This window comes from Dactylosporangium sp. CA-139066, from assembly GCF_050936175.1.
Lineage (GTDB): Bacteria > Actinomycetota > Actinomycetes > Mycobacteriales > Micromonosporaceae > Dactylosporangium.
In genome coordinates this window covers 5,777,312-5,791,617 of the sequence record NZ_JBNJNH010000001.1, presented here as the reverse complement: position 1 = coordinate 5,791,617, position 14,306 = coordinate 5,777,312, and the positions used below count along the sequence as shown (strand labels likewise).

Here is a 14,306-nt window from a genome sequence, read left to right as displayed (position 1 = left end):
CGCCGGGAGCGGGCTACTCCGCCTCCGCCGGGTGCGTCTCGATGGAAGGCGTGGGCTTCCGCTCGCCGCTGTGAGTGTACAAAGCGGCGGCGCCGGTGCCCAGGCACAGGGCGGCGGAGCTCAGGGCCAGGGACCAGTGCACGCCGATCGCCTGGCCGAGCACGCCGACCGTGACGCCGCTGCCGGCGCGCAGGCCGCTCGCCGAGACGTTGTAGACGCCGATCACGCGGCCGCGCTCCGCGGGAGGCGCCAGGAGCTGGGTCACCGTCTGGCCGATCGACATCGACGCCAGGCTGGCCACGCCGCCGATGAAGAGGACGACGATCGCGAACGCGTAGCTCGTGGTCACGGCGAACAGCAGGCTCGTCACGCCGTACAGCAGCGTCGTCACCAGGGTCGCGCGGACCGTCGGGCGTATCCGGCCGGTCGCCTCCAGCAGGATGCCGCCGATCACGCCGCCGGCGCCGGTGGCGAAGAGCAGGACGCCGTAGATGGACGTGGCGTCCGTGCCGAGGTCGTCGGCGAACGACGGCATCGTGGCCTGCAGGGAGGTACCGACGAAGAACGACGCCAGGCCGGCGAGGATGATCATGCTGATCAGCGTGTGGTCGCCCGCGACCCGGCGCAGCACGCGCACGGTGTCGAAGAGGCCGACGCGGGCCGGGCGGGGGCCGGCGTGGCGGCTGTGGCCGGTGAAGCGCGTGCGGAACAGGAACAGCGTCAGCGGCAGGTAGAACGCGATGTTCACGAGGATGCCGGCCTTCGGGCCCAGCTGCAGCAGCAGCGCGGAGCCGACGGCGGGGCCGAAGAGGACGCCCAGGCTGCGGAAGGTCGCGTTCAGGCGGACGGCCGAGGCGAGCTCCTCGTCGCCGACGAAGTCGTGCAGCATGAGCTGCTCGCCCGGGCCCCACAGCGAGCCCGCCATGCCGTGCAGGACGAGCAGCAGGCAGGCCTGCCAGATCTGCAGGGAGTCGGTGATGAACAGGATGCCCCAGATCAGCGAGACCGCCATGAACAGCACCTGGGCGGCCTGGATCACGCGGCGGCAGTCGTAGCGGTCGGCGAGGCCGCCGAACCACACCGACAGCAGCAGGAACGGCACCCAGTGGCTGATCACCTGGAAGCCGGCCAGGGCCTCGGAGTGGAACTTCTGCCACAGCACCCAGTACGTGATGACGTGCTCGACGTTGTCGGCCATCATCGACAGCGCCGCGCCGAAGAGGTACGGCCGGCAGTCACGGTTGCGCAACGCGGCGAAACGGCGGGCGGCCGGGGCGGCGACGGTCATGGGCATAGCCTGCGCCGCCCCTTACCCGCCGGTCGAGGGGCGGCCGGGCGGAGTGATCGATGCAACAAACCTGCAAACGCCACGCGTTGACTCCCGTGCCGCCGGGTGCCAACGTGTTCGTCAGGAATGCGCTTTCCTCAACGTTCCCGCGACGCAGGAGGAATGCATGCACGCAGCTTTGTCGTATCGGGGGCTCTGCCGGGCCGGGCTCATCGCCGCCACGGTGGCCGGTCTGGCCGCGGCCGGGGTGGCGGTGGCCGCCGCGGCCACCGCCGGCTCGCCGCCCGTGCCGGCCGCGGCCCGTCAAGCCCTCGCCGCCAACGACGGCTGGGCGTCGGCCGGCGCCGGCACCACCGGCGGCTCGGCCGCCGACGACGCGCACGTGTTCGTCGTGCGCACCCGCGACGAGCTGGCCGCCGCCGTGGCCGGGAACACCCCCAAGATCGTGCTGCTGTCCGGCACGATCGACGCCAACGAGGGGCGCGGCTGCGACGCGTACGCCGACCCGGCGTACAACCTCCAGGACTATCTCGCCGCCTATGACCCGGCGGTGTGGGGCCGGGTCGCGCCCAGCGGCCCGCTCGAGGACGCCCGGGTGCGCTCGGCGAAGAACCAGAGCCTCAAGGTCAAGATCGACGTGGGCGCCAACACGACGATCTACGGCGTTCGCAACGCGCGGCTCATCGGCGGCAACCTCCTGCTCACCAACGTCAGCAACGTCATCATCCGCAACGTGACGTTCGTGGACGCGCACGACTGCTTCCCGGCGTGGACCCCGACCGACGGCGACACCGGCAACTGGAACTCGCTCTACGACAACGTCACGCTGAGCGGCAGCACGAACGTGTGGCTCGACCACAACTCGTTCACCGACGGCGACAACCAGGACTCGGGCCAGCCGCTGTACCTCGGCCGCCCCTACCAGGTCCACGACGGCCTCGCCGACATCATCAAGGGCTCGGACTACGTCACCGTGTCGTACAACAACATGTTCGAGCACGACAAGTCCATGCTCATCGGCTCGACCAACACCCCGGGCGTCGACGTCGGCAAGCTGCGCGTCACGCTGCACCACAACCGCCTCGCCAACCTCGGGCAGCGCATGCCGCGCGTGCGGTTCGGCCAGGTCGACGTGTACAACAACTACTACTACGCCACCGACGAGGACACGTTCGTCTACGCCCTCGGCGTCGGCGTGCAGTCGGCGATCTACGCGGAGAACAACTTCGTGCTGCGTAGCGCCGACACGCCGCTGAGCGCGTTCGTGTACAACTGGGGCGGCACGGCGATGACGGAGAAGGGCACCCTGGCCCGGGTCGGCACCGGCCCGGTCGTCGCGGTGAACCTTCTGGCCGAGTACAACGCGGCCTACGACCCCGACATCGCCACCGACGCGGGCTGGACCCCGAGCCGGCGGGCGTCGCTGGACCCGGCGGCCGACGTGCCGCGGATCGTCACCGCCAACGCGGGCGCGAACAAGCTGCCCGCCTGACCGAGGCGTGCGGGACGGTCCTCACCCGCCGGTGAGGACCGTCCCGATCAGCTGCTCGAGGCGCTCGCGGACCTTGGCCCGGCTCCAGCCGCGCTCGTCGACCAGCAGGGCGACGGTGTGCCAGGTGAGCAGCGCCCACAGCATGTCGGTGGCCCGCCCGACGGGCAGCCCGGGCCGCAGCTGTCCGGCCTCGGCCCGGTCGCGCACCAGCCGCTTCAGCTCCGCCCGCCGCCGGCGCTCGTGGCCGCGCCACTGCTCGCGCACCGCCGGCTCGGCCGCGGCGGCCTCCTCGAACGCCCGCAGCAGCGGGTACAGGCGCAGCAGCAGGTCGACGAGGTCGCCGCCGCCGGGCTCGGCCCGCTCCAGCGCGAGCAGCAGCAGCCCCGGCTTGTCGGCCACCGCGTACACCGACTTCGGCGTGACCCCGGCCTCCTCGGCGATGGCCGCCACGGTGGTCGCCGCGTAGCCGTGCCGGGCGAACAGCCGACCGGCCGCCGTCTCGATCGCCGCCCGCGTGGCCGCCGCCTGCGCGACGCGCCGCGGGGCGTGATATTCGCGACTCCGCTTCGATGCAGTCATCGTCACCTCATTTCATGGCCACTGTACCGAACCATCGAGCGCAGGCCGCAACGGCATTCGGGGTGGTGTCGATCGCCGCGCGCGTGGCGCGATCATCCACAGTGGATGATAGTCGGGTGCGGGCGGCTTTATTGAAATCTCGCCGAAACCCTTTGTTTACCCGCCATTTGGCCGTACTGTCTGGTGAGTGCCTGACCCCAGGGAGGTGATTTCGATGGCGAAGAAGTCGAAGAAGGACAAGAAGAAGAACAAGAAGAAGAAGTAAGTTTCGACTGTCTCAATCGCCCGCGTGGGATGCCACGCGGGCGATGAGGCGTCTGCGGGCCGCAGACGACGGTGCCGTGCCCTGACCCGTCGGCGCCGGGAGTGCGCCCGACGGCGCGGCCGCGGCGAGGAAGCCCGGGTCCTGTCAGGCGGCGCCGCCGTTCACGTACACCGTCTGGCCGTTGACCCAGCGCGCCGGCCCGGCGAGGGCCGAGACGACCTCGGCGATGTCGTCCGGGGTGCCGATCCGCCCCATCGGGTTGAGGCCCGCGATGCGCTCGACCGTCGCCGCGTCCTTGCCGTCCAGGAACAGGTCGGTGGCCGTCGGGCCCGGCGCCACCGCGTTCACCGTGACGTCCCGGCCGCGCAGCTCCTTCGCCAGGATCGGGGTGAGCGCCTCGACCGCCGCCTTGCTCGCCACGTACGCCGCGTAGGACGGCGACAGCAGCCGCGTCTGCGAGCTCGAGAAGCTCACCAGCGCACCGCCCGGGCGCAGGCGGCGGGCCGCCTCCCGGGCCACCACGAACGCGCCGCGCACGTTGATGCGGTGGATGCGGTCGAAGGCGTCGAGGTCCAGGTCGGCGACCGGCGAGAGCGCCATGACGCCGGCCGCGTTGACGACGACGTCCACGCCGCCGAAGTCGCGCTCGACCGTGTCGAACAGTCCCGCGACGGCGGCCTCGTCGGCGACGTCGGCCCGCACCGCGGCGGCCCGGACCCCGGCGGCCTCGATCGCGGCGACGGCGGCGTTCGCCTCGGTGTCGTTGCTGGCGTACACCACCACGACGTCCTGCCCGTCCCGCGCCAGGCGTTCGGCCACGGCGCGCCCGATCCCGCGTGATCCACCGGTGACGACGGCGACTCTGCTCACGGTACCACTCCCGATTCCATCGCTAACGCATGACTGTTAGCGATGATAGCGATATCGTTGCGGGCATGCCGCCGACGACCCGGGACCGGATCATCGCGGCCGCCGACGCGCTGTTGCGCGAGGGCGGGCGCGACGCGGTGTCCACGCGCGCCGTCAGTGCCGCGGCCGGGGTGCAGGCGCCGGCCATCTACCGGATCTTCGGCGACAAGCAGGGCCTGCTCGACGCGGTCGCCGACCACGGCTTCGCGACCTACCTGGCCGGCAAGACCGCACTGCCGCAGTCCGGCGACCCGGTCGACGACCTGCGGGCCGGCTGGGACCTGCACGTCGGCTTCGGCGTGGCCAACCCGGCCTGCTACGCCCTCATCTACGGCGAGCCCCGCCCGGGCGCCGACCCGCCGGCCGCCGTCGCCGCCGCCGAGATCCTCGCCGGGCAGGTGCGCCGCATCGCCGAGGCGGGCCGGCTGCGGGTGAGCGAGGAGCGGGCCGCGCACCTCATCCACGCCGCCGGCTGCGGCCTGACGCTGACCCTCATCGCGCTGCCGCCGCAGCGGCGCGACCCCGAGCTGTCGGTGCTCGCCCGCGAGGCGGTCATCGCCGCCGTCACCACCGAGCCCGGCCCCGACCGCGCCGGCGGGCCGGTGGCGGGCGCGATCGCGCTGCGCGCGGCCCTGCCCGGCGCCACCGTGCTCTCACCAGGCGAGAAGGCGTTGATGACGGAGTGGCTCGACCGGTTTACAACTGAGCGGTGAACAACCTCGACGGGTATCTCGGCGCGGTCGTCGACCGCCTGCAGGTGATCTTCCGCGGCCGGCTGGTCGGCGTGTACCCGGCCGGCTCCCTGGCCTTCGACGCCTACCAGCCCGGCCGCTCCGACATCGACCTCGTCGCCGTGGCCGACGAGCCCACGCCCGGCGAGGTCGGGGCGGTGACGGCGGCGCTCGACCACGGCGCGCTGCCGTGCCCGGCGGCCGGCCTCGAGTTCGTCCTCTACGACCGGGCGACCCTCGCGACGCTGTCCACCGAGGCGGGGTTCGCGCTCAACCTCAACACGGGGGCGCAGCTGCCGTACAAGGCCGAGACCGACCCCGGCGACGGGCTCACGTTCTGGTATCCGATCGACCGGGACATGGTGCGCCAGCAGCGCCGCGCCCTGATCGGCCCGCCGTTCGCCGGCCTGGTGACCAGGGTGCGCTCGCGCCGGCTGTTACCGGTCGTCGCCGAGTCGGTCGCCGCCCAGCTGGACGGGCTGGGCGAGCACGGCGACAACGCGGTCCTCAACGGCTGCCGGGCGCTGCGGTACCACGCCACGCACACCTGGTCGCCCAAGCGCGAGGCCGCGGCCTGGGCGGTGGAGGTCCTGCCCCAGGAGTCCGAGCTGATCGAGGCGGCGCTGGCCAGCCACGCGTCAGGCCGCGACGCGGGCCGGACGCTCGACCGGGCCGCCGCGACCGAGTTCCTCACCCGGGTCCACGCCACCCTCACGGCCTGAGCATCGCCGCCGGCGCCCCGCGGCCGCGTCTGGCTGCGGTACCGGATTCGGGCGGCCCGCCTCCGTCCCGAGACCGATGCGCCGGGCGGCCGCGTCCGCCTACAGTCCGGCCAGGACCCGCCGAGCGCCTGTTCGCGCCTGGGATCTCGCCCTGGCCGCGGTCCTGCTCGCGGCCGCGGTGCTCGTGCACGCCACCGCGTACGACGCCGTGGCCGCCAACCGCGCGCCCGACCCCCTGTCGTATGCGCTGACCGCGGCCGCGGTCGCCCCGGTGGCGCTGCGCCGCGTGCGCCCCCTGGCCGTCCTCGTCGCCTGCTTCCCGGGGCTGCTCGCGCTGATGGCGCTGCACTACTCGGTCGGCACGGCCGTGCTCGGCGTCGGGGTCGCCTTCTACACCGTGGCCGCGTGGGACACCCCGCGCAACGGCCGCCTGGGCGTGGCCGTGCTCGTCACCGGGCTCGCCGCGACCGCGGTCCTCGACCCGATCGACCTGTCCGCCGAGGGCATCGCCGTCAACGGCGCCGTCCTGCTCGGCGGCTGGATCCTCGGCAGCGGCACCCGCGAGCGCCGCGAACGCCACGCGGCCGAGATGCTGCGCGCGCAGGCCGAGGCGGCGCGGGCGAGCGCCGAGGAGCGGCTGCGGATCACCCGCGAGCTGCACGACGTCCTCGGCCACGCCCTCAGCGTGATGGTCGTGCAGGCCGGCGTCGCCGAGCACCTCATGGACAGCCGGCCCGAGCAGGCCCGCCGGGCGGTGGCGGCCATCGCGGAGACCGGCCGCGGCTCCCTCGAGGAGATGCGCCGGATGCTCACCGTGCTGCGCGACGAGACCTCGCCGCCGCAGGAGCCGGCCCCGCGGCTGGCAACGCCGCCGCGGCTCGTCGAGCGGGTCGAGCGCGCCGGGCTGGCCGTCACCCTGACCCTCGACGTCGGCGGCGCGCAGCTGTCCGAGGGGGTGGAGCTGGCGGTGTACCGCATCATCCAGGAGGCCCTCACCAACTGCTTCAAGCACGCCCGCGCCGCCCGGGCCGAGGTGCGGGTCACGCACGCCGGCGGCGCGGTGGAGGTCGAGGTCACCGACGACGGGGCGGGGCCGGCGGCCGGGCCGGGCGGCGGGCAGGGGCTGGCCGGCATGCGCGAGCGCGTCGCGGTGTACCGCGGCGAGCTCGACACCGGCCCGGGGGAGCGCGGCGGGTTCCGCGTGCGGGCCCGCCTGCCCGTGGCCGCCCGGGTGCCCGCGTGATCCGCGTCCTCGTCGCCGACGACCAGGCCCTCGTGCGCGGCGGGTTCGCGATGATCCTCGACTCCTACGACGACATCGCCGTCGTCGGCGAGGCCGCCGACGGCGTGCAGGCCCTCGCCGCCGCCCGCCGGCTGCGCCCCGACGTGGTGCTCATGGACATCCGGATGCCCGAGATGAACGGCATCGAGGCGGCCCGGCACCTCACGAGCGGCCCGGACACGACCGGCGTGCGGGTCGTGGTCCTCACGACGTTCGACACCGACGAGCACGTCTACGAGGCGCTGCGGGCCGGGGCGAGCGGCTTCCTGCTCAAGGACATCGCCCCGGCCGAGCTGGCCGCCGCGGTCCGCGTGGTCGCCGGCGGCGACGCCCTGCTCGCCCCGTCGGTGACGCGGCGGCTCATCGACCGGTTCGCGCGCCAGGCCGAGCCGCCGGCCCGCCCCGCCCCGGTCCTGGCGACGCTGACGCAGCGCGAGACGGACGTGCTCGGCGCGGTGGCCCGGGGCCTGTCCAACCACGAGATCGCCGCCGAGATGTTCGTGAGCTACTCGACGGTGAAGACGCACGTGAGCAGCCTGCTGTTCAAGCTCGGCGCCCGCGACCGGGCCCAGCTGGTGATGATCGCCTACCGCTGCGGCCTGGCCCGCGGGTAGCGGGGGCGCACGGATGACGACGCCGGCCGACCTGTTCAGCGCCCGGTCACGCCGCCCCGCCGGCCATCGCCACCAGCGCCCCGCTCGCGGGCGCCCCGGAACGCGCCCAGCTCGTCGTGCGCGCCCGCGTCAGGTTCCACGGGTACCGGGTTCCGTGAGCGGTTTGCGGTACACCGAGACGTGGTCGCGGCTATCGGGGCCGAACGGCTCGCGGCGCCAGCCGGCGTAGCGGGCCTCCAGGCGCAGGCCCGCCGCCGCGGCCAGCTCGTCGATCTGCTCCGGCCACCGGTAGTGCATGCCGAACGGCTTCAGCCGGACCCCGCCGTCGGTGAACGTGATCGTCTGCCGGACGAACGTCTGCGCCTCGCGGTCGTACTGGTGCACGCGGACCGTCACGGCATCCTCCGTCACCGAGCGCACGACGACCTGCTCGTCGCGGTCGAAGTCGGCCGGGTCGGGCACGAACGCCTCGATGACGAACGCCCCGCCCGGCGCCAGGACCCGGGCCACGTTGCGGAAGCAGTCCTCCTGCCGGCCGGCCCCGGTGAGGTTGAACAGCGTGTTGAAGACCAGGTACGCGAGGGGGTAGGGGCCCTCGACGCCGACGTCGGCCATGTCGGCGACGAGCACCGGGACGTCCGCGCCGCCGGGCTTGGCCCGCATGAGGGCCACCATCTCCGGTGCGGCCTCGATGCCCTCGACGGCCACGCCGCGCGCGGCGAGGGGGAGCGCGACGCGGCCGCTGCCGATCGCCAGCTCCAGCGCCGGGCCGCCGCCGGCCAGGCCGGCCAGGAACTCGACGGCGTCGGCCGGGTCGGGGTTGTCGGTGCGGTCGTAGGACGCCGCCCACTGGCGGCCGAAAAGTCCGGGATCGTCCAGGATCGCCATGTGAACCACGGAACACGAAGGACCCCCTCGCCGCAACCGCTATACAGGCGTACAGTCAGCTGCATCGGCGTGTAGTTTGCGATACGCCCGTCTAGGAGGTGGGATCGATGAGCAACCCGGCGTTCGAGGACCTGACGGCCCGGGCACGGATCCGGGACGCCGCGATCCGCCTGTTCACCGAGCGCGGGATGGACGGCACGACGGTGCGCGACATCGCCCAGGCGGCCGGGGTGTCGCCGGGCCTGCTGCGCCACCACTTCGGCTCGAAGGAGGCCCTGCGCGAGGCGTGCGACGCCTACGTGCTGGAGCAGGCCATCAAGCTCAAGGAGCAGGTCATGTTCGACGGGCAGATGGCCAACCCGGCCTTCCTGCCCAACGTGCACCCGACGATCCTGCTCACGTACCGGTACGTGACCCGCGCCCTGCTCGACGGCTCCACCACCGCGGCCGCGATGTTCGACGACCTGGTGGCCCGCACGGAAGAGTGGATGGCCAAGCATGCGCCGGACATCACCGACGACCACCGGGCGCTCGCCGCGGTCCTCGTCGGCATGCAGTCCGGCCTGGCCGTGATGCACGAGCACGTCTCGCGCGCGCTCGGCATCGACGTGTTCAGCCTTGAGGGCCACCTGCGCATGGCGGCCGCACTGGGCGACCTGTACTCCCACCCCCTGCTCGACCCGGAGTTCGTCGCCCAGACCCACGGGGCGCTGGACCGGGTGCGGGCATCGAATCCATCGACCGCCCCGGCCACGGACGCCGGGGCCGAAGGAGCATCAGGATCATGACCGAGGCGATCCGCGCAGACGCACTGGTCAAGACGTTCGGGCGCACCCGCGCGCTCGACGGCCTGGACCTGGTTGTGCAGGCCGGGGAGGTGCACGGCTTCCTCGGGCCCAACGGGGCGGGGAAGTCGACCACCATCCGCGTCCTGCTGGGTCTGCTGCGCGCCGACGCCGGCACCGCCCGGCTGCTCGGCGGCGACCCCTGGACCGACGCCGCCACCCTGCACCGCCGCCTCGCCTACGTGCCCGGCGACGTCACGCTCTGGCCCAACCTCACCGGCGGCGAGGTCATCGACCTGCTGGCCCGCCTGCGCGGCGGCCTCAACCCCACCCGCCGGGCCGAGCTGCTCGAGCGCTTCGACCTCGACCCGCGCAAGAAGGCCCGCACCTACTCCAAGGGCAACCGGCAGAAGGTCGCCCTCGTCGCCGCCCTGGCCTCCGACGTCGAGCTGCTCATCCTCGACGAGCCCACCTCCGGCCTCGACCCGCTCATGGAGGAGGTGTTCCGGCAGGTGGTGCGCGAGGAGCAGCAGCGCGCCGGGCGCACCGTGCTGCTGTCCAGCCACATCCTCAGCGAGGTCGAGTCGCTGTGCGACCGGGTCACCATCATCCGCGACGGCCGGGCCGTGGAGACCGGCACGCTCGCCGGCCTGCGGCACCTGACCCGCACCTCGATCCAGGTCGAGCTGGCCGCCCCGGTCGACGGCCTGGCGGCGATGCCCGGCGTGCACGACCTGCAGACCCACAACGGCACCGTGCGCTTCAACGTCGACAACTCGGCCCTGGATGCCGTACTGCGCCAGCTCACCACGGCCGGCGTCAAGAGCCTGACGAGCCAGCCGCCGACGCTGGAGGAGCTGTTCCTGCGCCACTACGACCGCGTGTCCGGCAACGGCGCGCCGGCCAAGCAGGAGGCGGCCCGATGAGCTCGCTCACCGGCACGCGGGCGCTGACCCGCCTCGCCCTGCGGCTCGACCGCGTCCGGCTCACCGCGTGGGTGGTCGGCCTCGCGGTGATGCCGATGGGGACCGCGGCCAACTACTTCAAGCTGTACCCCACGGACGCCGACCTGCAGGCGGTCAAGGGCGTGCTCAGCAACCCGTCGCTGGTCGCGCTCAGCGGCCCGCTGTTCGGGGTGTCGATCGGCGGCCTGACCGCGTGGAAGATCGGCGCGACCGAGCTCATCCTCATCGGCCTCATGAACCTGCTCACCGTGGTGCGCCACACCCGCACCGAGGAGGAGACCGGGCGCCTGGAGCTGCTGCGGGCGACCGTCATCGGCCGGCACGCCCCGCTCACCGCGGCCCTGATCACCGCCGGCCTCGCCGACCTGGCCATCGCGGTGCTCGCCGCGCTCGGGCTCATGGCCACCGGCCTGCCGGTCGCCGGCTCGCTCGCGTTCGGCCTCGCCACCGGCCTCATGGGGCTGCTGTTCGCCGCGATCGCGGCGGCCGCGGCGCAGCTCACCCAGAGCGCCCGGGCGGCCAACGGCATCGCCGCGGCGGTCCTCGGCGGCGCCTACCTGCTGCGCGCCCTCGGCGACAGCGGCCCGACCGCCCTGTCGTGGATCTCGCCGATCGGCTGGGCGCTGCACTGGCGCTCGTACGCCGGCGAGCGCTGGTGGGTCGCCGCGCTCTTCATCGGCTTCGCGGTCGTGTTCGCCGCCGTCGGCTACGCCCTGCAGGGCCGCCGCGACGTCGGCGCCGGCCTCATCGCCGAGCGGCCCGGCCCGGCCCAGGCCGCGCCCGGGCTGAGCAGCCCGTTCGGCCTTGCGTGGCGGCTGCACCGCGGGCTGCTGCTCGGCTGGACCATCGCCCTGGCCGTGTCCGGCGCGGTGCTCGGCGGCGCCGCCAACGGCCTCAACAGCCTCGAGTCGCCCAACCAGCAGCTCGCCGACGTGCTGGCCCGCATGGGCGGCAAGGCGGGGCTCACCGACGCGTTCCTCGCCGCGATCTTCGGCATCGTCGGCATGGTCGCCGCCGCCTACACCATCCAGGCGACGCTGCGGCTGCGCCAGGAGGAGAGCAGCGGCCGGGTCGAGGCGATCCTCGCCACCCGGGTCGGCCGGCTGCGGTGGGCGGCCAGCCATCTCGTGTTCGCGGTCGCCGGCACGGCGCTGCTGCTGGCCGTGGCCGGGCTCGCCGGCGGCCTCGTCTACGGCGCCGAGGTCCACGACGTCGGCGGCCAGCTCGGCCGGGTCTTCGGCGCCGCGATGGTGCAGCTGCCCGCCGCCTGGGTCCTGGCCGGCTTCGGCATGGCGCTCATCGGCCTGCTGCCGCGGCTGAGCACCCTCGCGTGGGCCGCGCTCATCCTGTCGGTGCTGCTGGTGGAGCTGGGCGCGCTGTTCGGGCTCAACCAGCGGGTGATGGACATCGTGCCGTTCGCGCACGTGCCGAAGCTGCCCGGCGCCGCGTTCACGCTGACGCCGATGCTATGGCTCACCGGGGTCGCCGTGGCCCTCGGCGCGGCCGGCCTGGCCGGGCTGCGCCGCCGGGACATGCCGGTCGGCTGACCGGCGGCCCGGCCGGACGCTCAGGCCTTGAGCTGCTGGTTGAACCGCATCAGGTTGCCGGCGGGGTCGCGGAAGCCGCAGTCGCGCACCCCGTACGGCTGATCCATCGGCTCCTGCAGCACCTCGGCGCCGCTGGCCTGGACCCGCTCGAACAGCGCGTCGACGTCGTCGACCTCGAACACGAGGCCGGACAGCGAGCCCTTGGCCAGCAGCGCCCGCAGCGTGTCGGCGTCCTCCGGCGAGCGGGCCACCCCGACGGACTGCAGGACGATGCCGACGTCGGGCTGGCCCTTCGGGCCGACGGTCAGCCAGCGCGCGTTCTCCATGGCGACGTCCTGGCGCACCTCGAGGCCGAGCGTGTCGCGGTAGAACGCGAGCGCCGCCTCGTGGTCGTCGACCTCCAGGAACGTGTAGCGCAGGTTCAGCTCCATGCCCCAGACGTTACTGGGCGGGGTTGACCTGCGCCGCACGGTCCCGGGTCGGGCGGGTGACGAGCTTGGCCCAGCAGGCCGGGATCGGCGCCAGGTCGCTGTGGTTGCGGGCGCGGTACGCGCTGGGGCTCTCCCCGACGAGCTCGGTGAACCGGGTGCTGAACGAGCCGAGCGAGGTGGCCCCGACGGCCAGGCAGACCTCGGTGACGGACAGGTCGCCGCGGCGCAGCAGCGCCTTGGCCCGCTCGATGCGGCGGGTCATGAGGTACGAATACGGGGTCTCGCCGTAGACGGCCCGGAACTGGCGGGCGAAGTGGGCCGGTGACATCAGCGCGGTGCGGGCCATCGCCGGCACGTCGAGCGGGCTCGCATACTCACGGTCGATCAGGTCGCGAGCCCGGCGCAGGTGCTTGAGGTCCTCCGGCGTCACCCTGCCAGCATGGCACAGCGGCGTTGGGGCCGCGTCGGCCACACCGGCGACGTCACCCTCCGTCGCCGGTCCAGAGCGCGGCGGCGGTACCCCGGGACAGGTGCTCCTCATAGGTGGCGACCTTGCCCTCGATGAGCACCAGGCAGTCGTGCAGCTCCTTGATGCGCCCCTCGACGAGGTCGCGGTGGGCCCGCAGCAGCTCGAGGCGCTCGGCCTCGTTGCCCGCACCCTGCCGGACCAGTTCGGCGAAGCGCCGGATGGCCGACAGCGGCATGCCGGAGGCGCGGAACTTCGTGCAGACGTCGAGCCAGTCGAGGTCCGGCTGGCCGTACAGCCGCCGCCCGGCCGCGTCCCGGCGGACCTCGGTGTACAGGAGCCCCTCGCGCTCATACAGCCGCAGGGTGTGCACGCTCAGGCCGGTCCGGGCCGCGACCTGCCCGATGGTGAGGTCCATGCGGGCAGCGTACGCCGCTTGACCTAGACCGCGGTCGAGGTCATAGCGTCCGTCCGCATGACACAGTTCGATGCCGCGAGCACCGCCGACGAGGTGCTCGCCGGAGTGGACCTGCGCGGCCGCGTGGCCGTCGTGACGGGGGCCGGGTCCGGTATCGGTGTGCCGACGGCGCTGGCCCTTGCCCGGGCCGGCGCCACCGTCGTGGCCGGCGTGCGCGACCCCGCCACCGTCGCGCTGGACGGGGTGCGGGCGCGCCGGCTCGACCTCGCCGACCTGGCGCAGGTCGCGCGGTTCGCCGCCTCCTTGCGTACCGTCGACATCCTGATCGCCAATGCGGGCGTCATGGCCTGCCCGGAGACGCGCGTCGGGCCGGGCCGGGAGCTGCAGTTCGCGGTCAACCACCTCGGGCACTTCGCGCTCGTGCACCACCTGTGGCCGGCCCTGGTGCGCGGCGGCGGCGCCCGGGTCGTGGTGGTGTCCTCCAACGTGCGCCCGGACGCGCCGATCCGCTGGGACGACCCGTTCTTTGCCGCCGAGCCGTACGACCGGTGGGCCGCCTACGGACAGTCGAAGGCCGCCAATGCCCTGTTCGCCGCCCACCTCGACGTCCTCGGCCGCCCGCACGGCGTGCGCGCCTGCTCGGTGCACCCAGGTGAGATCCTCACGCCGCTGCAGCGGCACCTCACCCGCGAGGAGATGGTCGCGGCAGGCTGGATCGACGAGCAGTGCCGGCCCGCGGAGTACTTCAAGACGGCCGAGCAGGGCGCGGCCACACAGGTGTGGGCGGCGGTCCAGCCCGACCTCGGCGGCGTGCACTGCGCCGACTGCGCCGTCACCCCGTTCCGCCCCGACCCGGCCGACGCGGCCCGGCTGTGGTCGCTGTCCGAGGAGCTGATCGGCGGCCATTGAGGTTGCGCCCCGCCC

16 protein-coding genes are annotated in these 14,306 nt (G+C 73.7%); 9 read left to right on the top strand and 7 right to left on the bottom strand.

Features of this window, described 5'->3' with window-relative positions:
• Positions 1 to 13: 13 nt before the first annotated feature.
• A complete protein-coding gene (locus tag ACQEVU_RS26565) occupies positions 14 to 1,288 on the bottom strand; it encodes an MFS transporter (RefSeq protein WP_433328056.1) in 1,275 nt (424 codons plus the stop codon).
• 166 nt (positions 1,289 to 1,454) lie between these two features.
• On the opposite strand from ACQEVU_RS26565, the gene ACQEVU_RS26560 reads away from it, so the two are divergent.
• On the top strand, positions 1,455 to 2,780 hold the full coding sequence (locus ACQEVU_RS26560) for a pectate lyase family protein (RefSeq protein WP_433328054.1): 1,326 nt from the start codon (positions 1,455 to 1,457) through the stop codon (positions 2,778 to 2,780).
• Between the two features lie 21 nt (positions 2,781 to 2,801).
• On the opposite strand, the gene ACQEVU_RS26555 is transcribed toward ACQEVU_RS26560, so the two are convergent.
• The gene (locus tag ACQEVU_RS26555) at positions 2,802 to 3,359 is read right to left on the bottom strand and encodes a helix-turn-helix domain-containing protein (RefSeq protein ID WP_433328052.1); all 558 of its coding nucleotides are present in this window, start codon (positions 3,357 to 3,359) and stop codon (positions 2,802 to 2,804) included.
• A 409-nt stretch (positions 3,360 to 3,768) separates the two neighbouring features.
• Positions 3,769 to 4,509 carry an SDR family oxidoreductase gene (locus ACQEVU_RS26550; RefSeq protein ID WP_433335096.1) on the bottom strand — a complete coding sequence of 247 codons (741 nt, stop codon included), beginning with the start codon at positions 4,507 to 4,509 and terminating at the stop codon, positions 3,769 to 3,771.
• A 50-nt stretch (positions 4,510 to 4,559) separates the two neighbouring features.
• Between ACQEVU_RS26550 and ACQEVU_RS26545 the strand changes: the two genes are divergently transcribed.
• The 4 genes from ACQEVU_RS26545 (at position 4,560) to ACQEVU_RS26530 (ending at position 7,882) form a co-directional block, all read left to right on the top strand.
• Entirely contained in the window at positions 4,560 to 5,246 is a 687-nt protein-coding gene (locus ACQEVU_RS26545) for a TetR/AcrR family transcriptional regulator (protein WP_433328050.1), read from the top strand.
• Positions 5,243 to 5,986, top strand: coding sequence for an aminoglycoside adenylyltransferase domain-containing protein (locus tag ACQEVU_RS26540; RefSeq protein WP_433328048.1), 744 nt, complete (start codon positions 5,243 to 5,245; stop codon positions 5,984 to 5,986). The genes ACQEVU_RS26545 and ACQEVU_RS26540 overlap by 4 nt, the downstream gene beginning before the upstream one ends.
• Positions 5,987 to 6,062: 76 nt before the next feature.
• A complete protein-coding gene (locus ACQEVU_RS26535; RefSeq protein WP_433328046.1) occupies positions 6,063 to 7,229 on the top strand; it encodes a sensor histidine kinase in 1,167 nt (388 codons plus the stop codon).
• A complete protein-coding gene (locus tag ACQEVU_RS26530; RefSeq protein WP_433328044.1) occupies positions 7,226 to 7,882 on the top strand; it encodes a response regulator in 657 nt (218 codons plus the stop codon). Before ACQEVU_RS26535 ends, ACQEVU_RS26530 begins: the two co-directional genes overlap by 4 nt.
• A gap of 129 nt (positions 7,883 to 8,011) precedes the next feature.
• Here ACQEVU_RS26530 and ACQEVU_RS26525 read toward each other — a convergent pair whose 3' ends face one another.
• Positions 8,012 to 8,770: a class I SAM-dependent methyltransferase gene (locus ACQEVU_RS26525; protein ID WP_433328042.1), complete on the bottom strand. Its 759-nt coding sequence runs from the start codon at positions 8,768 to 8,770 to the stop codon at positions 8,012 to 8,014.
• A gap of 107 nt (positions 8,771 to 8,877) precedes the next feature.
• Here ACQEVU_RS26525 and ACQEVU_RS26520 point away from each other — a divergent pair, with 107 nt between their 5' ends.
• The 3 genes from ACQEVU_RS26520 to ACQEVU_RS26510 are packed head-to-tail and all read left to right on the top strand — an operon-like array spanning position 8,878 to position 12,067.
• Positions 8,878 to 9,558: a helix-turn-helix domain-containing protein gene (locus ACQEVU_RS26520; protein WP_433328040.1), complete on the top strand. Its 681-nt coding sequence runs from the start codon at positions 8,878 to 8,880 to the stop codon at positions 9,556 to 9,558.
• Positions 9,555 to 10,481: an ABC transporter ATP-binding protein gene (locus ACQEVU_RS26515; protein WP_433328038.1), complete on the top strand. Its 927-nt coding sequence runs from the start codon at positions 9,555 to 9,557 to the stop codon at positions 10,479 to 10,481. The genes ACQEVU_RS26520 and ACQEVU_RS26515 overlap by 4 nt, the downstream gene beginning before the upstream one ends.
• Positions 10,478 to 12,067: an ABC transporter permease gene (locus ACQEVU_RS26510; RefSeq protein ID WP_433328036.1), complete on the top strand. Its 1,590-nt coding sequence runs from the start codon at positions 10,478 to 10,480 to the stop codon at positions 12,065 to 12,067. Before ACQEVU_RS26515 ends, ACQEVU_RS26510 begins: the two co-directional genes overlap by 4 nt.
• 20 nt (positions 12,068 to 12,087) lie before the next feature.
• Here ACQEVU_RS26510 and ACQEVU_RS26505 read toward each other — a convergent pair whose 3' ends face one another.
• The 3 genes from ACQEVU_RS26505 to ACQEVU_RS26495 are packed head-to-tail and all read right to left on the bottom strand — an operon-like array spanning position 12,088 to position 13,382.
• The gene (locus tag ACQEVU_RS26505; RefSeq protein ID WP_433328034.1) at positions 12,088 to 12,498 is read right to left on the bottom strand and encodes a VOC family protein; all 411 of its coding nucleotides are present in this window, start codon (positions 12,496 to 12,498) and stop codon (positions 12,088 to 12,090) included.
• A 10-nt stretch (positions 12,499 to 12,508) separates the two neighbouring features.
• Positions 12,509 to 12,928 (bottom strand): helix-turn-helix transcriptional regulator, encoded by a 420-nt coding sequence (locus ACQEVU_RS26500; RefSeq protein ID WP_433328032.1) that lies wholly within the window; start codon positions 12,926 to 12,928, stop codon positions 12,509 to 12,511.
• A gap of 52 nt (positions 12,929 to 12,980) precedes the next feature.
• On the bottom strand, positions 12,981 to 13,382 hold the full coding sequence (locus tag ACQEVU_RS26495) for a MerR family transcriptional regulator (RefSeq protein WP_433328030.1): 402 nt from the start codon (positions 13,380 to 13,382) through the stop codon (positions 12,981 to 12,983).
• A 57-nt stretch (positions 13,383 to 13,439) separates the two neighbouring features.
• Here ACQEVU_RS26495 and ACQEVU_RS26490 point away from each other — a divergent pair, with 57 nt between their 5' ends.
• Entirely contained in the window at positions 13,440 to 14,291 is an 852-nt protein-coding gene (locus tag ACQEVU_RS26490) for an SDR family NAD(P)-dependent oxidoreductase (protein ID WP_433328028.1), read from the top strand.
• Positions 14,292 to 14,306 lie beyond the last annotated feature (15 nt).